This is a genomic window from Cellulosimicrobium cellulans, assembly GCF_016907755.1.
Lineage (GTDB): Bacteria > Actinomycetota > Actinomycetes > Actinomycetales > Cellulomonadaceae > Cellulosimicrobium > Cellulosimicrobium cellulans_D.
On record NZ_JAFBCN010000001.1, the window covers coordinates 1,440,815 to 1,459,126 of the forward strand.

The 18,312-nt window shown below is 75.2% G+C and carries 18 protein-coding genes; 7 read left to right on the top strand and 11 right to left on the bottom strand.

Annotated features, from left to right (window positions below; genetic code table 11):
• Positions 1–131 precede the first annotated feature (131 nt).
• From JOE63_RS06205 to JOE63_RS06215, 3 genes are all read right to left on the bottom strand, one after another.
• Positions 132–1,196 (bottom strand): GNAT family N-acetyltransferase, encoded by a 1,065-nt coding sequence (locus tag JOE63_RS06205; protein ID WP_204539991.1) that lies wholly within the window; start codon positions 1,194–1,196, stop codon positions 132–134.
• Between the two features lie 154 nt (positions 1,197–1,350).
• A complete protein-coding gene (locus tag JOE63_RS06210; RefSeq protein WP_204539993.1) occupies positions 1,351–2,100 on the bottom strand; it encodes an SDR family oxidoreductase in 750 nt (249 codons plus the stop codon).
• Positions 2,101–2,211: 111 nt separating this feature from the next.
• A complete protein-coding gene (locus JOE63_RS06215; protein ID WP_204539996.1) occupies positions 2,212–2,898 on the bottom strand; it encodes a GntR family transcriptional regulator in 687 nt (228 codons plus the stop codon).
• A 149-nt stretch (positions 2,899–3,047) separates the two neighbouring features.
• On the opposite strand from JOE63_RS06215, the gene JOE63_RS06220 reads away from it, so the two are divergent.
• From JOE63_RS06220 to JOE63_RS06235, 4 genes are read left to right on the top strand one after another with little or no spacing between them, the layout of a single operon-like run.
• The gene (locus JOE63_RS06220) at positions 3,048–4,679 is read left to right on the top strand and encodes a hypothetical protein (RefSeq protein WP_204539999.1); all 1,632 of its coding nucleotides are present in this window, start codon (positions 3,048–3,050) and stop codon (positions 4,677–4,679) included.
• Positions 4,676–5,473: an SDR family NAD(P)-dependent oxidoreductase gene (locus JOE63_RS06225; protein WP_307839968.1), complete on the top strand. Its 798-nt coding sequence runs from the start codon at positions 4,676–4,678 to the stop codon at positions 5,471–5,473. The genes JOE63_RS06220 and JOE63_RS06225 overlap by 4 nt, the downstream gene beginning before the upstream one ends.
• Entirely contained in the window at positions 5,470–6,753 is a 1,284-nt protein-coding gene (locus JOE63_RS06230) for an enolase C-terminal domain-like protein (protein WP_307839969.1), read from the top strand. The genes JOE63_RS06225 and JOE63_RS06230 overlap by 4 nt, the downstream gene beginning before the upstream one ends.
• A complete protein-coding gene (locus JOE63_RS06235; RefSeq protein WP_307839970.1) occupies positions 6,750–7,601 on the top strand; it encodes an SDR family NAD(P)-dependent oxidoreductase in 852 nt (283 codons plus the stop codon). The genes JOE63_RS06230 and JOE63_RS06235 overlap by 4 nt, the downstream gene beginning before the upstream one ends.
• A 27-nt stretch (positions 7,602–7,628) precedes the next feature.
• On the opposite strand, the gene JOE63_RS06240 is transcribed toward JOE63_RS06235, so the two are convergent.
• The 3 genes from JOE63_RS06240 to JOE63_RS06250 all read right to left on the bottom strand — a co-directional run bounded on the left by JOE63_RS06240 (position 7,629) and on the right by JOE63_RS06250 (position 9,472).
• Entirely contained in the window at positions 7,629–8,114 is a 486-nt protein-coding gene (locus JOE63_RS06240) for a GNAT family N-acetyltransferase (RefSeq protein ID WP_053369537.1), read from the bottom strand.
• Between the two features lie 121 nt (positions 8,115–8,235).
• The gene (locus JOE63_RS21640) at positions 8,236–8,568 is read right to left on the bottom strand and encodes a nuclear transport factor 2 family protein (protein ID WP_307839971.1); all 333 of its coding nucleotides are present in this window, start codon (positions 8,566–8,568) and stop codon (positions 8,236–8,238) included.
• A gap of 91 nt (positions 8,569–8,659) precedes the next feature.
• Complete coding sequence (locus JOE63_RS06250) at positions 8,660–9,472, bottom strand: SDR family NAD(P)-dependent oxidoreductase (protein ID WP_204540006.1); 813 nt, start codon at positions 9,470–9,472, stop codon at positions 8,660–8,662.
• 69 nt (positions 9,473–9,541) lie between these two features.
• On the opposite strand from JOE63_RS06250, the gene JOE63_RS06255 reads away from it, so the two are divergent.
• Together JOE63_RS06255 and JOE63_RS06260 are read left to right on the top strand one after the other, a co-directional pair.
• Positions 9,542–10,546 carry a C-terminal binding protein gene (locus tag JOE63_RS06255; RefSeq protein WP_204540009.1) on the top strand — a complete coding sequence of 335 codons (1,005 nt, stop codon included), beginning with the start codon at positions 9,542–9,544 and terminating at the stop codon, positions 10,544–10,546.
• A gap of 83 nt (positions 10,547–10,629) precedes the next feature.
• Positions 10,630–11,484, top strand: a complete 855-nt coding sequence (locus JOE63_RS06260) for a fumarylacetoacetate hydrolase family protein (RefSeq protein WP_204540012.1) — start codon at positions 10,630–10,632, stop codon at positions 11,482–11,484.
• A 39-nt stretch (positions 11,485–11,523) separates the two neighbouring features.
• Here the strand turns inward: JOE63_RS06260 and JOE63_RS06265 are convergent, their stop codons facing one another.
• The gene (locus JOE63_RS06265) at positions 11,524–12,402 is read right to left on the bottom strand and encodes an SMP-30/gluconolactonase/LRE family protein (RefSeq protein ID WP_307839972.1); all 879 of its coding nucleotides are present in this window, start codon (positions 12,400–12,402) and stop codon (positions 11,524–11,526) included.
• A 46-nt stretch (positions 12,403–12,448) separates the two neighbouring features.
• Complete coding sequence (locus tag JOE63_RS06270) at positions 12,449–13,372, bottom strand: S1C family serine protease (RefSeq protein ID WP_204540015.1); 924 nt, start codon at positions 13,370–13,372, stop codon at positions 12,449–12,451.
• A 241-nt stretch (positions 13,373–13,613) separates the two neighbouring features.
• Between JOE63_RS06270 and trpS the strand changes: the two genes are divergently transcribed.
• Complete coding sequence (gene trpS, locus JOE63_RS06275; RefSeq protein WP_204540018.1) at positions 13,614–14,762, top strand: tryptophan--tRNA ligase; 1,149 nt, start codon at positions 13,614–13,616, stop codon at positions 14,760–14,762.
• 46 nt (positions 14,763–14,808) lie between these two features.
• Here trpS and JOE63_RS06280 read toward each other — a convergent pair whose 3' ends face one another.
• The 3 genes from JOE63_RS06280 to JOE63_RS06290 all read right to left on the bottom strand — a co-directional run bounded on the left by JOE63_RS06280 (position 14,809) and on the right by JOE63_RS06290 (position 18,257).
• Positions 14,809–15,495, bottom strand: a complete 687-nt coding sequence (locus tag JOE63_RS06280; RefSeq protein WP_204540022.1) for a DUF4153 domain-containing protein — start codon at positions 15,493–15,495, stop codon at positions 14,809–14,811.
• The gene (locus JOE63_RS06285) at positions 15,492–16,151 is read right to left on the bottom strand and encodes a PRC-barrel domain-containing protein (RefSeq protein ID WP_087471191.1); all 660 of its coding nucleotides are present in this window, start codon (positions 16,149–16,151) and stop codon (positions 15,492–15,494) included. The genes JOE63_RS06280 and JOE63_RS06285 overlap by 4 nt, the downstream gene beginning before the upstream one ends.
• Before the next feature lie 153 nt (positions 16,152–16,304).
• Positions 16,305–18,257: a phosphoenolpyruvate carboxykinase (GTP) gene (locus JOE63_RS06290; RefSeq protein WP_204540025.1), complete on the bottom strand. Its 1,953-nt coding sequence runs from the start codon at positions 18,255–18,257 to the stop codon at positions 16,305–16,307.
• Positions 18,258–18,312 lie beyond the last annotated feature (55 nt).

The window sequence follows — 18,312 nt, forward strand, 5'->3', positions numbered from 1 at the left end:
ATGCTATGGCATCGTCAAGAGGGAGCTGGAAGGCGTCGGTGCAGGTCAGGCGGGTTGGCGGCCATCGACGTATGCCATAGCAAAAGCAAGTCTTTGAACCAACGGTGCGCTCGCGGCGACCCGCGATCGGCCTAGAGGTAGTCGCCGGGCCAGTGGAAGCCCACCCCGGCCGCGGCGGTGTCGCGGAGCTGGTCGACGGCGTCGGAACCTGCCCGGACGGGTCGGAGCATCCCGGTCGTATCGGTGTCGGCGACGGGTGCGTCGAGCGTCGCCGCGACGAAGCGGTCGGTGAGTGCGTGCGTGGGCAGGCGGACCTCCACGACGGGGGAGGCGTGGAGGCCTGCCCGTTGGAGCGTCGTGCGCGCGAGCGCGTCGACGACCTCGCTCGCATGGTCGGACGCCGGGTCGACGCCGAGCTCGCGGACCTTCAGGGCGCCCGACCCGGGCTCGAGGACGAGGTAGCCCACGACGTTCCCGTCGCCGGCCCGCGCGGTGAACACCTCGGCGCCGGAGTACCAGAGCGGGATGCGGCGTTCCCAGTGCTCGGAGGTGCGTCGGGTGGCGAGGGGTCGCGGGCCGCCGGCCGCGACGTCGAACCCGTCGTGCAGTGCGGCGAGCTGCTCCCGTTCGAGCGCGACGGACCACGCGGGCCACGGGACGCCCGGCAGCCGGTCGGTGCGGACCCGCACCGGAGCGTCGCCCTCCGTGCCCGGCCCCGGTGCGCTCGCCGCGAGCATGTCGTCCGCGGGATCGGAGACCGCGGTGTCCGGGTCGCCGACAGGACGCGGCGCACCGCGCAGGAGCGCCACGTCGAACGTCTCGAAGCCGCTCGACCGGTAGACGTCGGGGGTGCCGGTGAACAGCAGCGCGACGTCGGTGCCGTCCTGCTCCATCTGCTCGACGGCCCGGGAGAGCAGCGCGCGGACGAGGCCTCGGCCTCGCGCCTCGGGGGCGGTCGCGACGTTGGCGACGCCGCCTGCCCGCAGCGTGTCGCCGTCCGGCCCGCCGAGATCACGCGGCGTCCAGTACACCGAGCCGACCACCCCGCCGTGGAGCGGGTCGACGGCGACGTGCGTGCGGTCGAGCCGGCTGTCGTCGGTCTCGTAGACCGGCACCATGAGCGGCGCGTCGAACGCGCGGTCCCACAGCGCGTAGAGGGAGGGGACGTCGTCGGGCGTGGCGGTGCGCAGGTGCATGGCCGTCCAGGGTCGCGAGGCGGTGTTGACGGGATGCTATAGCAAAAGTAGGGTCGCGGGACGACCGTCGGCGTGCGACGCGACGGACCGTGCGGGCCGGGCTGGGCGCGCACGACACCCCGGGCGGCGGCGTGCCGCCACCCGGGGTGCACCGTCAGGCTGCCTGCGCGGCGAGCCAGTCCGCCAGGCGCGTGCCGAAGATCTGCGCGCCGTCGACGGCCACGAGGGTGCGCTCCTCGATCAGCGCCCCGAAGTACGGCGCGTCGTCCGCCGTGACGACCTCGCGCCCGTCGCCCTGCGCCGCGAGCGTCCGACGCACCAGGTCGCCGATCGCGAGGACCTCCGGCCCGGCGATCTCGACGTCGCCCACGGGCTCCCTGGCGGCGATCCGCGCGACGGCGGTCGCGACGTCCTCGGCGGCGATCGGCTGGATCGACGCCGACGACACCCGCACGGTGTCCCCCTGTGCCGCCGTGCCGATGATCGCGGGGGTGAACTCGAAGAACTGGGTCGCGTGCACGAGCGAGTACGGCACGCCCGACTCGCGGACGACGCGCTCCTGCTCGGCCTTGCCGTGGAAGTAGCCGATGCCCTGCGGGCGGTCGGTGCCCACGATGGTGAGCGCGACGTGGTGGCGGACGCCCGCCGCCTTCTCCGCCGCGACGAGGTTCGCGGTCGACGTGGCGAAGTAGTCCCGGACCTCGTCGGGGACGTACGACGGCGCCTGGGTGGTGTCGACGACGACGTCGGCGCCGGCCAGCGCCTCCGTCAGCCCTGCGCCGGTGTACGCGTCGACGCCCGTGCGGCGTGATGCGGCGACGGCGTCGTGCCCGTGCGCGGTGAGCTTCTCGACGACGCGCGAGCCGACGTGCCCGGTGCCGCCGACGACGATGATGCGAGCCATGTGGTGCCTCCCTGAGATCGGTGGATGCGGGTGCATCCTCCTCAGGTCGACCGGGCGTCCCGCCGGGCTGTGACGGCTGGGCGGGACGCGCCGCCGGCGGGCGGCGCGGGCTCAGGCCCCGACGGCGGGCTCCGCCTCGCCCTCGGTGTGGCTCGCGAGGCGGGCGGCGGCCTCGCCGATGTGCTCGGCCATGACGCGCTGCGCCGCCCCCGGGTCGCCGCCCGCGATGGCGTCGACGATGAGCTCGTGGGTGCGGGCGTGCGCGACGCGCGCCTCGGGCTCGAGCGCGGCGTTCGCGGCGCGCAGGAACCCCGTGATGCGGCTGCGGAGCTGCGCGTTGAGCGTCATGAGCATGCGGTGGTCGGCCATCTCCCAGAGCTGCTCGTGGAAGCGCCGGTCGAGCTCGAAGACGCGCGCGTTGCTGCCCTTCTCCGCCGCCTGGACCATCTGCTGGACCGTCTTGCGCAGCCTCGCCTCCTTCGCCGGGTCCCAGGCGTCCTGGACCCGCACGACGGCGAACTGCTCCAGCAGCGTGCGCAGGCTCGAGATCTCCTCGAGGTCCCGGCTCGTGAGGGCGGCGACGCGCGCGCCGCGGTGCGGGAGCCGCTCGACGAGGCCCTCCTGCGTGAGCCGCGTGAGCGCCTCGCGGACGGGGATGTGGCTCGTGCCGAGGCGCTCGGCGAGCTTGCGCTCGACGAGCCGCTCGCCCGGCCCGAGGTCGCCGCTGAAGATGGCCTCGCGCAGCTCGACCGTCACCCGGTCGGCGACGTTCTGGTCCGGCACGCTCTTGAGCGCCATGGCTTCTCCGTGGTGTCGTGGGGGCGGCGGGCTCGGATCGTCGTCGGTCGACGCCCCGAAGGATAGCGGCCACGGCGCCGTCCCTGGTCGGACGTGTCGACCGAGCAACATGCTATAGCATCGGCACTCCTGAGCCCAGAGGAGGTGCGATGGTCGCCCTGCACACGCGGGCCCCCGTCCCTGCGTTCGTCGGACTGGCGGGCGTCGCCGTCCGCGACGTGACGCCCGTCCCGGGCGTCCGGGCGCGCAACTGGGGCCCGGCGGACTGGGACGTCTCCGAGGGTGCGCACCGCGCCATGACGCTCACGGCGGTCGCCCTCGCCGAGGAGCGCACCCCGGCCGACGGCGTTCCCGACCCGCTCGTTCTCGTGACGGTCGACGGCACGTGGTGGCGCCGGGTCGACGACGAGACGACGCTCCGCACGACCGTCCTCGACGCGACCGGCCTGCCCGTGGAGCGCCTGCTCGTCTCGCTCTCCCACACGCACGCCGGGCCCGTCCTGTGCTCGGGCGACGCCGACCTCCCGGGCGGCGACCGCGGCGTCGAGTACCTGCGCGACCTCGCGCGTGCCGCGGCCGACGCCGCCGTGGAGGCGATCGCGTCGCTCCGGCCCGCGACCCTCGAGTGGACCACCGGGCGCTGCGGCCTCGCGTCCAACCGCGAGGCGCTGCTCGACGGCTGCGCCGGCGGGGACGCGGGGACCACCGCCGGAAGCACCCCGCGCCCGCTCGTCGGCTTCAACCCCGACGCCGGCACCCCGCGTTCGCCCGGCGCCGACCCCGCGGACGACACGGTCGTCGTCGGGCGCCTCACGGCGCGCCCCGCGCCCGGCGCGGCGGACAGCCGGCCCGACGACGCCGCGCCCGCAGGCGATCCCGTCACCCTCGCGACGATCGTCAACTACGCGTGCCACCCGACGACGCTCGCGTGGCAGAACCGGCTCGTCTCGCCCGACTACGTGGGCGCGATGCGCGACCTCGTCGAGCGCGAGACGGGCGCCCCCGTCGCGTTCTTCCAGGGCGCGTCGGGCGAGCTCGCCCCGCGCGAGCAGTACACGGGCGACACCGCCGTGGCCGACCGCCACGGCACGTCGCTCGGCCACGCCGTGCTCGCGGCGCTCGCCGAGCTCCCGCCGCCGGGCACGGAGCTCGAGCTGACCCGCGTCGTCGAGTCCGGCGCGCCGCTCGCGGTCTGGGAGCCCGCGCCGTCGGCCGCGCTCCCCGGCACCGGCACCGATGCCCGCCCCGACGCCCGCACGCTCGCCGCCGTCGAGGAGGCTGTCACGCTCGACCTGCGCGACCTCCCGACGTGGGACGAGCTCGAGGCCGAGTGGGCGAGTATCGACCCCCGCTCGCGCGAGGAGCGCCTGCGCCGCGCGCGGAACCTGCGCGACGGCTACGTCACCGGCCCCACCGTGCCGCACCCCACGTGGGTGTGGCGCGTCGGCGAGGCGCTGCTCGTCGCGCACCCGGGGGAGGCGTACTCGCGCCTCCAGCGCACGGTGCGCGCCCACGCCGGGGCACGGCCCGTCGTCGTCGCGAACCTCACCAACGGCCCCGGCTTCGTCTACCTGCCCACGCGCGAGGCGTACGACGTCGGCGCCTACCAGGCGTGGCAGTCGCCGCTCGCGCCGGGCTCGCTCGAGCGCCTGGAGCGGCACGCGTGCGCGGTCGTCGACGACGTGCTCGCCGGCGCAGCGGCCTGGCCTCCCGGCATCGCCGCACCACCACCCGCGGCGCCCACGTCCCCGACCCGCACCGTCCCCGAGGAGGACCAGTGACCACCCCCGCCCCCGACGCCCTGCGCGTCCCGCTCGCCGTCGTCACCGGGGGAGCGGCCGGCATCGGCCGCGCCGTCGCCGAGCGCCTCGCGACCGACGGGTTCCGGGTCGTGTGCGCGGACGTCGTGCAGCACGACCTCCCCGCGCTCGACCTCGGCGCCGTCCCCGACGCGCCCGGGCTCGTCTGGGCCCCGCTCGACGTCACGGACCACGCCGCCGTGCGCGCCGCGTTCGACGACCTCGCCGCGGCGTTCGGCGGGATCGACGCGCTCGTCAACAACGCGGGCATCCAGCGCCACCGCGCGCTGGAGGACCTCACGTGGGACGAGTGGTCGGCCGTCGTGGACGTCAACCTGCACGGCGTCTTCGCGTGCCTCCAGGCCGCGGGTCGCCACATGCTCGCGGCGGGACGGGGCGCGGTCGTCAACATCTCGTCCGTCTCGGCGCGCGGTTCCGCGGGCCGGGCGCCCTACTCGACGACCAAGGCCGCCGTCATCGGGCTCACTGCGACCGCGGGTGCCGAGTGGGCCGCCCGAGGCGTGCGGGTCAACGCCGTCGCCCCCGGGTACATCGACACGGGCGTGTTCCGCCAGGGCGTCGCGCAGGGCACGCTCTCGGAGGAGACGATCCTCGCGCGCATCCCCGCGCGCCGGCTCGCCCAGCCGGAGGAGATCGGGAACGCGGTGAGCTGGCTCGTGTCCGACCAGGCCGCGTACATGGTCGGCCAGACCGTCTACGTCGACGGCGGGTTCCTCGTCGACTACGGCGTGCCGCTCGCCAAGAAGCCGGAGTGAGCGTGGGGCCCGCCGCGCGCGTCGTCGCCGTCCGCACCGCGACGACGGTCGTCCCGCTGCCGCAGCCGCTGCGCCTCGGCGCGATGACGGTCGAGCGCCGCGAGTACGTCGGCGTGCGGGTCGTCGCCGAGACGGACGACGGCCGGACGGTCGCAGGGGAGTCGTACGCGCTCACCCGTGAGGCGCCCATGGCCGAGCTCGTGGACCGGCTCGTCGCCCCGCACGTCGTGGGCCGCGAGGTCGTGGCGTCCGACGGCGTCGCCGCGCGCCAGAGCGTCGGCGCCGCGTGGGAAGCGGCCCTGCGCGGGTCCGCGATCGTCGGCCGCGTGGGACTCGTGCGGCGCGCGATCGGCCTGGTCGACGTCGCGCTGTGGGACCTCGCGGGCCGCCTCGCCGGTCGTCCCGTGTGGTCCCTGCTCGACGACGGCGCGGACCCCGCCGGGTCCCCGCACCCGGGAGCGGCCGAGCACGGCGACGTGCCACCCGGTGCGGTCGCTGCGCCGCGTCCGGCGATCCTCGTCGCCGCCTACCCGACGCCGGGACGCACCGCGCGCGACGTCGCGGACGAGGTGCTCGCGCACGCGCGCGCCGGGTGGCCGCTGCTGAAGATCTCCCGCTCGCCCGACCGCGTCCTCATGCGCGACCTGCTCGCGATCCTGCGCGCCGAGCTGCCCGAGGTCACGGGCCGGCCGACCGTCGCGGGGCGCAGCGGCGTCGTCGTCGACGTGGGCTTCGGCTGGCGCGACGCGGACGAGGCGCTCGCGGACCTCGACGCGTGGGGCGTCACGGGTGCGGTGGGGCAGTCGGGAGAGGTCGAGCCCGCACTCGCGTGGCTCGAGGACCCCCTGCTCCCCGAGGACGCGGTCGGCGCCGCGCGCGTGCGCGACGCGTCCGGGCTGCCGCTGTCCGTGGGCGACGAGGTGACCGACCCCGAGGTCTTCGCGCACCTGGCGATGCTGGGCGCGCTCGACGTGCCGCGCGTCGACGTCGTCGCGATCGGCGGCATCACGGTCGCCGACCCGCTCGTGCGCGCGTGGGCGGCGCGCGGCATGGTGGTCTCCAGCCACGTGTACCCGGAGGTCAGCGTGCACCTGGGCGGGGCGGCGGGCATCGGCGTCGAGACGTTCGACCGCTCGCCCGCGGGGAACCCCTACGACCCCGCGCCGCTGCTCGTGCGCGGCGGTCCGGCGTTCGACGGCGGCCACGCCACCCCGCCCGACGCGCCCGGCCTGGGCTTCACGCTCGACCCTGACCGCTTCGACCTGGAGGAGCCCTCGTGACAGGACCCGCGGCCGGACCCGCGAGCAGGCACCTGAACAGGCACCGCAGCGTCGTCGTCACCGGCAGCGGCAAGGGCATCGGCCGCGCCGTGGCCGCGCGCCTCACCGCCGACGGGTGGACCGTCGTCGGGCTGGAGCGCACCCCCGGCTCGGGGACGGTCGAGGAGGGGGTGTGCGCCGCCGTCGTGCTGGGGGACTCCCGTGACCGCGAGACCCACCGCGAGGCCGCCCGCGCCGCGCGCGACCTCGCGCCGCTCGCCGGATGGGTGAACAACGCGGGCATCACCGTCCGCACGCCGCTGCACGCGCTCGCCGACCCGGAGCGTGCGGCACAGGTCGAGCAGGACGCGCGCGACGTCGTCGAGATCAACGGTCTCGGCTACCTCTGGGGCTGCGCCGCCGCCGTCGAGGCGTTCACCGACCAGGTGAGCGGGGGGTCGATCGTCAACATCGGCTCGATCCACGGCCGCGCGGCGTTCGCCGACCACGCCGCCTACGAGCTGACCAAGGGCGGCATCGACGCGCTCGCGCGCTCCGTCGCCGTGACGTACGGGCGGTACGGCATCCGCGCCAACACCGTCGCGCCGGGCGGGGTGCGCACCCCGCACCTCGACGCGCAGATCGCCCGCGCGGCCGACCCGGCCGCCGAGGAGCGCGCCCTCGCCGAGGGCCCGCCGCTCGGCCGCATCGCCGAGTCCGCGGAGATCGCCGCCCTCGTCGCGTTCCTGCTGTCCGACGAGGCCGGCTACGTGTCCGGCCAGTCGATCGCCGCCGACGGCGCCTGGACCGCGTCGTTCGGCAACCCGCCCCACGACCCCGACCTCGACGCGCGGTACGGCCTCACCTGAACCCGGCGCACGAGCACCCGTCGGTCCCTAGCCCCTCCTGACCAGCCACAGCGTCTCGTCGCCGTCGTCGTCGACCCAGGACCCGGCGTCGACGTACCCGAGCCGACGCAGGAGGCGCAGGGAGGCCTCGTTCTCCGGGGCGACGGTGGCGTGGACGGCGTCCAGCCCGAGCGTCTCCAGGCCGTGCTTCGTGATGCCCTCCGCGATCTCGGTGCCGAGGCCACGGCCCCACGCGTCCGGAACGAGGGCATAGACCAGCTCGTGGCCGTCGACGTGCGGGTCCGGGCTCGGCTTGAGCTCGCCATGGCCGACGTAGCGGCCGTCCGCCCAGATCGCCCAGATGTCCCAGGCGGGCTCCGCGGCGACGACCGAGCGAAAGACCTCGCGGAGCGGCCGGGCGGGAACGCCCATCCAGCGGGTGACCACGGGGTCGCCGAGGAGCCCGGTGAAGTTGTCCTCGTCCTCGGGTGCGTAGGCGCGGAGCACGAGGCGGTCGGTGGCGACGTCGGTCATGATCGGACGGTACCGCTCGCGTCTCGCCGCGGTCCCGCGGATTCTCCCCGGACGGCTCCGGCCCGGTGGCGGGAGGATGCGGCAGGGAGGAGTCGAGCGTCGCGCCCGGTGCGTGTGGGCGTCAGCCCTTGACCATGCTCGCGCGGGTGATGAGGCCGTCGCGGACCTCGAACGTCGCGATGGTCTCGCCGGTGCCGTTCGACGTCGTGACGAGCTCGCGCGCGACGAGCCAGCGGTCGCCGAACGTCACGGACGCGTCGATGACGCAGTGCAGCGCCGTGTCCTCGAACCGGCTCGCGTAGAACGCGCGCAGGGCGTCGCGACCGACGATCGGCTCGGGCGTCACGCCGCTCACGACGGCGTCGGGCGCGTAGGTCGCGCAGAACGCGTCGAGGTCGCGGACGTTGAAGGCGTCGACCTGGGCGGTGACGACGGCGGACGGAGTGGTGGTCACGGATGCCTCCTCGGCAGGGGTACGGAACGCTCGGCCTCGCGCGGAGGCCGAGCCGGGGAGCGGCTGCCGCGTGCGGCGGCAGCAAGGAGCGTCAGTCGATCCGGACGCCGCCGTTGACGTCGTACGTCGCGCCCGTGACGAACCCTGCGCGCGGGGAGGCGAGCGACGCGACGACCCAGGCGACATCGTCGGGCGTGCCGAAGTCCCCGAGGGGGATGGACGCGGTGAGCCCGGCGCGGGCGTCGGGGGCGAGCTGGTCGGTGATCGCGCTCGTCACGGGGCCGGGCGTCACGGCGTTCACGCGGATGCCCTCGCTCGCGAGGATGCGCGCGAACGAGCGCGTGATGGCGAGGATCGCGGCCTTGCTCGCGGCGTAGTGCACGCCGGTCTTCAGTGCGCCCTGCTCGCCCGCGATGGACGAGAGGTTGACGATGGCGCGGTCGCGCGCGACCCGCTCGTCGGGCGTGACACTGGCCCCTGCGGGCTCAGGCCGGCCCGCGCGCAGCAGCGGGAGCGCGGCGCGCGACAGCACGAACGTGCCGCGCGCGTTGGTCTCCATGACGAGGTCCCACTCGTCGAGCTCGATGTCGTCGAGCGCGCGGTACGGGCACACGCCGCCGTTGTTGACGAGCACGTCGAGGCGCCCCCACGCGACGGTCACCTCGGCGACGAGCGCCTCGACGGACGCGGTGTCGCGCAGGTCGAGGCGCGAGACGCGCGTCGCGGCGCCTACCTCCTCGCACCGGGCGGCGGTGGCCCGCGCGCCGGCCTCGCCGCCGGTGTAGGTGAGCCAGACGTCGTACCCGTCGCGCGCGAGCTGGAGGGCGGTGGCGGCACCGATGCCGGAGCTGGCGCCGGTGACGAGGGCGAGTCGGCGGCGAGCGCCGTCCGGGGCAAGGGTCATGAGGCCACGCTATAGCATCCGACCGGCCCGAGGGTTGGTCGAGGGTGCTATTTGCTATAGCATCCTCGCATGACAGCCGACACCGTCGTCATCACCGACTGCGACCTGCCCGGGACCGCGTGCGAGGACACCCTGACCGCCGCCGGGCTGCGGGCCGTGCGCGCGGCGGCGCGCACCGAGGACGAGGTGATCGCCGCCGTCGAGGAGGCCGCCGCGAGCGGGTCGGCACCCTCCGCGCTCGTCGTGCAGTGGGCCCCGATCACGGCGCGGGTGCTGGACGCCGTCGCCGGTCCGGGCGGGGTGCGCATGGTCTCGCGCATGGGCATCGGCTACGACATGGTCGACGTCGTGGCCGCCACCGAGCGCGGCGTCGCCGTCGCGAACACCCCGACCTACTGCATCGAGGAGGTCGCGAGCCACACGGTCGCGATGATCCTCACGCTCGACCGCGGCCTCGTCGCCTACGACCGCGCGCTGCGCGCCGGCACGTGGGCCCCGACGGCGCAGCACGCCGCGCGCCTGTCGAGCACCGTCGTCGCCGTGATCGGGTACGGGCGGATCGGCTCCGAGGTCGCGCGCTCCGCCCGGGCGCTCGGCTATCGCGTGCTCGTGCACGACCCGTTCGTCGACGCGCAGGCCGTGGCGTCCGACGGGCACGAGGCCGTGGGGATCGACGAGGCCGTCGCGCGCGCCGACGTCATCACGCTGCACGCCCCGCTCACCGAGTCGACGCGCCACCTGCTCGACGCCCGCACGCTCGCGGCCGCGAAGCCCGGCGTGCGCGTGGTCAACACGTGCCGCGGGCCGCTCGTCGACGAGGACGCGCTCGCCGACGCGCTCGCGTCGGGCCACGTGGGCTCGGCCGCGCTCGACGTCTACGCGACCGAGCCGCTGCCCGCCGACTCACGCCTGCGCACCCTGGACAACGTGCTGCTCACCCCGCACGCCGCGTGGTTCTCGCCCGAGGCGATGCAGGACCTCCCCGTGCACACCGCGCGCAACGCCGTCGACTTCCTCGCGGGCCGTCCCGTGCCGTCGATCGTGAACCCGGACCACGCACGCGCCCTCGCCTGAGAACGCGCACACTGCTCCCGCACCGTGGGGCTCCGCAGCACGCCGCGGTGGCCCCACCCGCCCCAGACCTAGGAGACCCACCCGTGCAGCTCGTCCGACTCGGCCCCCTCGGCCAGGAGCGTCCCGCCGTCCGCGAGGACGGGGTCGTGTACTCCCTCGACCCGCTCACCGCCGAGATCGACGGCGCGTTCCTCGCGACCGACGGCGTCGGCCGGGCCCGCGCGGCGCTCGCCGCGGGCGCGCTCCCCGTGCTCGACGGCGCGGACGACCTGCGCGTCGGCGCACCGGTCGCGCGGCCCACGGCGGTCGTGTGCGTCGGGATGAACTACGCGGAGCACGCCGCCGAGTCCGGCTCGACCCCGCCCGACGTCCCGATCGTCTTCTGGAAGCACTCGAACACCGTCGTCGGCCCGTACGACGACGTCCTCGTGCCGCCCGGCGCGACGACCGTCGACTGGGAGGTCGAGCTCGGCGTCGTGATCGGCCGCCGGGCGCGCTACCTGTCGTCGCCCCAGGAGGCGCTCGACCACGTCGCGGGCTACGTCCTGTCGCACGACGTCTCCGAGCGCGACTACCAGATGAAGGTCTCCGGCGGGCAGTGGTCCAAGGGCAAGAGCTGCGAGACGTTCAACCCGCTCGGCCCGTGGCTCGTCCCCGCCGACGAGGTGGACGTCCAGAATCTCGGGCTCCGGTCCTGGGTCAACGGCGAGCCCCGCCAGGACTCGACGACGGCCGACATGATCTTCGACGTCGCCTACCTCGTGCACCACCTGTCGCAGTACATGGTCCTCGAGCCCGGCGACCTCATCAACACCGGCACGCCCCAGGGCGTCGCGCTCTCGGGCCGGTTCCCGTACCTGCGCGACGGCGACGTCGTCGCGCTGGAGATCGACGGCCTGGGCCGCGCCGAGCAGCGCGTGCGCGACGCCGTGCGCTGAGCCTCGACCGCCGCCTGCCCGCGTCTGGCTCCCTCCCGCTCAGCCGGCGAAGGGGAGCGCGGGCAGGCCGCGCACCCCGGGTCGCGCGACGTACAGCGACCCCGACGCGGCCTCGTCCGGGCCGGGCGTCCCGAAGCCCTGGCGCGACGTCGTGACGTACAGCTCGTCGAGCCCGTCGCCGCCGAACGTGCACGCGCTGACCTGCGACACCGGGAGCGGGACGACGGCGTCGAGCGTGCCGTCGGGGGAGTAGCGGCGGACGGCGGCGCCGCCCCAGAGCGCGACCCAGACGCCGCCCTCGGTGTCGACGGCGATCCCGTCGGGCAGGCCGTCGGCGGGGTCCACCGCGACGAAGGGGCGGCGTCGCACGAGCCCGCGCGGGTCCTCCGCGGCCGGCACCACGTCGAGCACGTCGATGCGGTGCGTGAGCGAGTCGGTCCAGTAGGCGCGCGTCCCGTCGGGGGAGAAGGCGAGCCCGTTCGCGCACGTCACGTCCTCGACGACGACCCGCGACGCGCCGTCCGCCTCGACGCGGAACAGCGAGCTGGCTCCCGCGCGTGCGCCGTCGGCCATGCCGCCCGCGTAGAAGGCGCCGTCGGGGCCGGCCGCGCCCTCGTTGAGGCGGACCGTGGGGTCGTCGAAGAGCGCCGGGAGCGCCCGCACGGGCGAGCCGTCGGAGTCCGCGACCGCGAGCCCGCGGGCGAGCCCGACGACGAACCCGCCGCCGGTCCGCGGCCGCACCACGGCCGCGTGGTCGCCCACGTGGAGACGCTCGACGGCGCCGTCCGCGCGCAGCGTGAGCAGGTCGCCCGCGAGCATGTCGAGCCAGCGCAGGCCGCCCCACGACGGCGACCAGACGGGACCCTCCCCGTGGTGCGCGACGGGTCCGGTGACGTTCTCCACGGCGATCTGGGGCACCGGACCATCCTCCCCGACGCGCACGGTCACGGCGGACGCCGAGGGCTCACGACCGCCCGAGCTCGACCGGCTCCGTGACCACGTCCACCATCGCCTCGCCCCGCAGCACGGTGATCTCGAGGCGACGCCCGATCGCCTCGTCGAGCATGAGGCGCTGGAGCGACTGCGCCTCGACCGTGTCGGTGCCGCCCGCCCGGATCATCAGGTCGCCGACGCGCAGCCCGGCCGTGTCGGCGGGGCTCCCGGGGACGACGTGGACCACGCGGAGCGCCTGGTCGTGGCCCGTGCGCGCGGCGAGGTCGGGCGCGACGGCGACCGGCTGGCTCGCGACCCCCAGGTACGCGCGCCGCACCCGACCGTCCCGGACGAGCGCGTCGACGATGCGCCGGCTCGTCGCGTTCATGGGGACCGCCAGCCCGAGCCCGACGCCCGCGACCGCCGTGCTGATGCCGACGACGCGTGCGTCGGCGGTCGCGAGCGCGCCGCCGGAGCTCCCCGGGTTGAGCGCGGCGTCGGTCTGGATCACGTCCTCGACGATGCGCGCCGCCGTCCCGTCCCGCGTCGGCAGCGAGCGCCCGAGCGCGCTCACGACGCCGGCCGTCACCGTCCCCGAGAGTCCCAGCGGGCTCCCGATCGCGACGACGAGCTGACCGACGACGAGCCCGTCGGCGTCGCCCAGCGCCACCGGGTCCGGGGTCTCGCCGCGGGCGCGCACGACCGCCAGGTCGGAGAGCACGTCGGTGCCGACGACGTCGAAGGGTCGGGTCGTGCCGTCGGAGAACGCCGCGGTGCCGCGCGTCGCGGGGCCGACCACGTGGGCGTTCGTCAGCAGGAGGCCGTCGGCCGTGAGCACGACCGCCGAGCCGCCGGCCTCGCGCGCCCCGTGCCGCAGCCGCAGCGCCGCGACGGCCGGCATGACGCGGGCCGCGACGCCCGAGACGGTCCGCGAGTAGTCGTCGAGAGGGCCCATGTCGGGTCAACGCCGGATGCGGACGAGGCCGTCCGGCGTTCACCGTCGGCGGACGGGACGCCGCCCGCCGAGGCGTAGGGTGATCGCATGATCACGCAGAGCTGGTGGTGGCTGCCTCCGCAGCCGTGACCAGTCCTGTCCACGTCCCGAGCTGCGCGCCGCAGCCGGGACGTCGTCATGTCCGGGCCTCTCCGGTCCTCGACCGGGCGTGGTGCGTGGCTCCCCATCGAAGGAGAGCACCATGACCACGACCCTCGACCCGACCGAGACGATCCGTCCGACCGCTGCCGCACCGTCCGGTCCGTCGTCCGCACCGCCGTCCTCGACCGCGTCCGTCGCCGCCGCGCGAGAGCGGTCCGCCGAGATCGAGGCGCGCCTCGCGACCGACCCGTCCGGGTTCCGGGTCCTCACCGGCGACCGCCCGACCGGCGCGCTGCACCTGGGCCACTACCTCGGCACCCTCGCGAACCGCGTCCGGCTCCAGGACGACGGCGTGGACGTCGTGCTCGTCGTCGCCGACTACCAGGTCATCACCGACCGCGACGACGCCGGCGACCTGCGCGGCACCGTCCGCGAGGTCGTCCTCGACTACCTGGCCGCCGGGATCGACCCCGCCCGGACGACGATCTTCGCCCACTCCGCCGTCCCCGCCCTCAACCAGCTCCTGCTCCCGTTCCTCAGCCTCGTCACGACGGCCGAGATCGAGCGCAACCCGACGGTCAAGGCCGAGGCCGCCGCAGCGGCGGCCCGGCAGGGGCGGCCCATGAGCGGCCTGCTGTTCACCTACCCCGTGCACCAGGCCGCCGACATCCTGTTCTGCCACGGCAACCTCGTCCCCGGCGGCCAGGACCAGCTCCCGCACGTCGAGATCACACGCACCATCGCGCGGCGCTTCAACCAGCGCTACGCCGCCGCGCAGCCGTACTTCCCCGAGCCCGACGTCCTGCTCGCGCCCGCCCCGACCGTCCTCGGCACCGACGGCCGCAAGATGAGCAAGTCCGCGGGCAACGCGCTCGAGCTGCGCGACGACGAGGACGCCACCGCGCGCTTCGTGCGCCGCCACCGCACCGACTCCGAGCGGCACGTCACCTACGAGCCCGAGCGTCGGCCGGAGGTCGCGAACCTCCTCACGCTCGGCGCGGTCGCCGCAGGGACGACGCCGGAGGCGCTCGCGGACGAGGTGGGGGTGGCAGGCGCGGGCCGGCTCAAGCACGTGGTGACCGAGGCGCTCGTCGAGCACCTGCGCCCCCTGCGCGCCCGGAGGCGAGCCCTCGCCGCCGGCGACGGCCCCGACCCGCTCGACGTGCTCCGCGAGGGCAACGCGCGGGCCGACGCGATCGCGGACCGCACCCTCGCCGACGTCCGCGACCTCATGGGCACGTCGTACTGACGCACGCTCACGGTTACAGGTCGGGGCGGCGATCCCGCCCCGACCCTCAGACGTCCAGGCCGGCCCGGTCCACCTTGCGGTGGAAGCGCATGCCCGCGATGCCGCCGAGGACGGCGCCCACGAGGCTCACCACGGCGGCCGCGACGAGGGCGATGACACCGCCGGTCGTGAGGTCGCTCGCGCTCACCGGGATCTGGGGGAACGTGTTGAGCTGCGACAGCACGTTGTACTGGCTGCCCGCCACGAGGCCCAGCAGGGCGAGCACGATCGCGATGACCACGGCCCACAGCCACACCGCGACGCCCTGCTTCGCGCCGTCGAAGCGCGCCATGCGGCCCGCGACGTACCCGCCGCAGTAGTAGGCGACGAACAGCACCACGACCAGCACGATGCCGCCGACGATGCCGATCGTCTCCGCGTTCTCGGTCGCCTGGTCGACGGCCTCCTGGGCGTCGGTGGTGCCGGAGAGGCCGAAGGCCGCCCCCGCAGCGGCGGCCAGGCCGGTGAGGATGACGGCGGTCCCGGTGGCGGTGAGCCAGCCGAAGAAGGCGGAGCCGAGCTTGATGCCGCCGTACTCCTCCTTCTCGCGTGCCACGACCGACTCGCGGTCGCGTGCCACAGGTCCGGACGCGGCGCGCTCGTCGCGGGCAGGGTCCGCTCCGACGCGGTCGTCCCGCCGGTCGGGGTCGCGGGGATCGTTCTGGGGCGGGGTGACCCCGTAGCCGGTGCTCATGACCGGTGCTCCTCTCGGGATGCGTCTCCTGTGGACGTGCCGCCCGTGGCGCTCGCGTCACGAGGCTCTGCCGCCGGAGGGACCGCGTCGGCCGGGACGGCCTCGGCGATGTACTCGGTGACGACGTACCGACGCAGGCGGTACGTGTCGCCCGTGGCGGGCCCGGGACGAGGACTCGTCCCGCCGGGTGCGACCGCCGCGTCGTCCGCGGCCGGACCGGCGGCGTGCCTGCCGACCACGCCCTCGTCGCCCGCTGCGCCGTCGCTCGCGACACCCTCGCTCGCGGCGTCCTCTCGTCGGGACCTCTCGTCGTGGGAGGGGTTGGCGTCGGCGGAGGTCGAGCGACCTCCGTAGTAGCGGTAGAGCTCCGCCTCCTCCTCGAGCGAGAGGTGTCCCTCGGAGTCGTCGACCCGGGGAGCGCCCTTGACCGTGTCCTTGGTGTACGGGACGCGGATCTCGTCGCCCTGGACGTCCGCGTCCGCGAGGGGCACGAAGGACTCGGCGGTGCCGAACAGGCCGGTCTTGACCGTCACCCACGCGGGCTCGCCGCTGTGGTCGTCGAGGAAGACCTGGCCGACCTTGCCGACCTTCTCACCGGCCTGCGAGACGACGGTGCCGCCGGAGAGCAGCCTCTCGATCTGGTCCGTGCTGATCATGATGGGTCCTTCGGACGGTGCTGCACCGAGGCCCGTCTGCTGGAGCCGACACCTCCATCGTGCGAGCGTGCACGGGCGCACGCACGTGGGCGGCACGCGTCCCGCACCGCGTCACCCGCGCGTGGGCGACGCGGCGCGGTCGCGGCCGGCGGGTCAGGCGCCGAGGCGGTCCCGCAGCCGGGCGAGCTGCGCCCAGAGCTCGTCGGGGACGCGGTTGCCGAACGTGTCGAAGAACTCGGCGGTCAGCTCGGCCTCGGCGAGCCACTGCTCGGGCGAGACGTCGAACAGGGCGTCGAGGTCGCCGTCGTCCAGGTGGAGGCCACCGAGCTCGAGCGCACCGGGCGCAGGGAGCAGGCCGACGGGGCTCTTGACCGCGCCGCAGTCGGTACGCACGCCGCGCGAGCGGTCGACCTGCGCCGCGATCCACGCGAGCACGCGCGAGTTCTCGCCGAACCCGGGCCACAGGAAGCGGCCGTCGGCGTCCTTGCGGAACCAGTTGACCTGGAAGACCTTCGGTCGCTTGTCGGGGTCGAGCGACGCCCCGACGCGCAGCCAGTGCGCCCAGTGGTCGGCCATGTTGTAGCCGCAGAAGGGCAGCATGGCGAACGGGTCGCGGCGCAGGGCGCCGACGGTGCCCTCGGCGGCGGCCGTCTGCTCGGAGGAGATGGTCGCGCCCATGAAGACGCCGTGCTCCCACCCGTACGCCTGCGCGACGAGCGGGACGTTCGTCGCGCGGCGTCCGCCGAACACGATCGCGTCGATCGGCACGCCCTCGGGGTCCTCCCACGAGTCGGCGATCGTGGGGCACTGCGCCGCGGCGACCGTGAACCGCGAGTTCGGGTGCGCGGCGGGGCGGCCGGAGTCGGGCGTCCAGTCCTGGCCGGTCCAGTCGATCAGGTGCGCGGGCGGCTCGGGGGTCAGGCCCTCCCACCAGACGTCGCCGTCGTCGGTGAGCGCGACGTTCGTGAAGATCGTGTCGCGCGCGAACGTCTCGACCGCTGCGGGGTTGGTCTCGGCGCCGGTGCCGGGCGCGACGCCGAAGAAGCCCGCCTCGGGGTTGATGGCGCGCAGGCGGCCGTCGGGACCGGGGCGCAGCCACGCGATGTCGTCCCCGATCGTCTCGACCGTCCAGCCGGGGATCGTCGGGCGCAGCATCGCGAGGTTCGTCTTGCCGCACGCCGACGGGAAGGCGGCCGCCAGGTGGTAGGCGCGGCCCTCGGGCGACGTCGCGCGGATGAGCAGCATGTGCTCGGCGAGCCAGCCCTCGTCGCGCGCCATCGCGGACGCGATGCGCAGCGCGAAGCACTTCTTGCCCAGCAGGGCGTTGCCGCCGTACCCGGAGCCGTACGACCAGATCTCGCGCGTCTCGGGGAAGTGGACGATGTACTTCGTGTCGTTGCACGGCCACGGCACGTCCTCGGCGACCGCGCCCGTGTCGTCGACCAGGGGCGCGCCGACCGAGTGGACGGCCGGGACGAACGCGGCCCCGGCGTCGATGAGGTCCATGACGGCCGTCCCGACGCGCGTCATGATCCCCATGCTGACGACGACGTACGGTGAGTCGGTCACCTGGATGCCGACCTGCGAGATGGGGCCGCCCACCGGGCCCATCGAGAACGGGACGACGTACAGGGTCCGGCCGCGCATCGCGCCGTCGAACACCCCGCGCAGCTCGGCCCGCATGACCTCGGGCTCGCGCCAGTTGTTCGTCGGGCCCGCGTCGACCTCGTCGCGCGAGCAGATGAACGTGCGCGACTCGACGCGCGCGACGTCGCTCGGGTCGGACCGCGCGAGGTAGCTGCCCGGCCGCAGCTCCGGGTCGAGGGGGAGCAGCGTCCCGGCGTCGACGAGCAGGTCGGTCAGCCGCTGCTTCTCCGCCGCGGAGCCGTCGCACCACACGATCGCGTCCGGCTCGGTGAGGTTCGCGATCTCGCGCACCCACGCGCGGGCGTCGCGGGGCCGCGGGTCGCCGTCCCGGGAGCCGACGGCGGAGCCCGGGTTCGTGCCGGACGTCGCCACCAGGCCGACGAGGTCGGTCTCGACGTCGTCGAGCAGGGCGGCAGACCGCGTGCGGCGGGTGCGGGCGGTGCGGGCGGCAGTGGTCATGGGGTGCTCCCTGGGGTCGGCGGTGGCCTCGTGCTCCCTCCACCCTCGTGCTGCA

Coding starts and splice junctions, on each gene's coding strand:
- JOE63_RS06250 (WP_204540006.1), bottom strand. CDS start 9,472: ATGACCCTTGCCCCGGACGGCGCTCGCCGCCGACTCGCCCTCGTCACC.
- JOE63_RS06215 (WP_204539996.1), bottom strand. CDS start 2,898: ATGGCGCTCAAGAGCGTGCCGGACCAGAACGTCGCCGACCGGGTGACG.
- trpS (WP_204540018.1), top strand. CDS start 13,614: ATGACCACGACCCTCGACCCGACCGAGACGATCCGTCCGACCGCTGCC.
- JOE63_RS06290 (WP_204540025.1), bottom strand. CDS start 18,257: ATGACCACTGCCGCCCGCACCGCCCGCACCCGCCGCACGCGGTCTGCC.
- JOE63_RS06210 (WP_204539993.1), bottom strand. CDS start 2,100: ATGGCTCGCATCATCGTCGTCGGCGGCACCGGGCACGTCGGCTCGCGC.
- JOE63_RS06270 (WP_204540015.1), bottom strand. CDS start 13,372: ATGGGCCCTCTCGACGACTACTCGCGGACCGTCTCGGGCGTCGCGGCC.
- JOE63_RS06280 (WP_204540022.1), bottom strand. CDS start 15,495: ATGAGCACCGGCTACGGGGTCACCCCGCCCCAGAACGATCCCCGCGAC.
- JOE63_RS06285 (WP_087471191.1), bottom strand. CDS start 16,151: ATGATCAGCACGGACCAGATCGAGAGGCTGCTCTCCGGCGGCACCGTC.
- JOE63_RS06255 (WP_204540009.1), top strand. CDS start 9,542: ATGACAGCCGACACCGTCGTCATCACCGACTGCGACCTGCCCGGGACC.
- JOE63_RS06220 (WP_204539999.1), top strand. CDS start 3,048: ATGGTCGCCCTGCACACGCGGGCCCCCGTCCCTGCGTTCGTCGGACTG.
- JOE63_RS06240 (WP_053369537.1), bottom strand. CDS start 8,114: ATGACCGACGTCGCCACCGACCGCCTCGTGCTCCGCGCCTACGCACCC.
- JOE63_RS06205 (WP_204539991.1), bottom strand. CDS start 1,196: ATGCACCTGCGCACCGCCACGCCCGACGACGTCCCCTCCCTCTACGCG.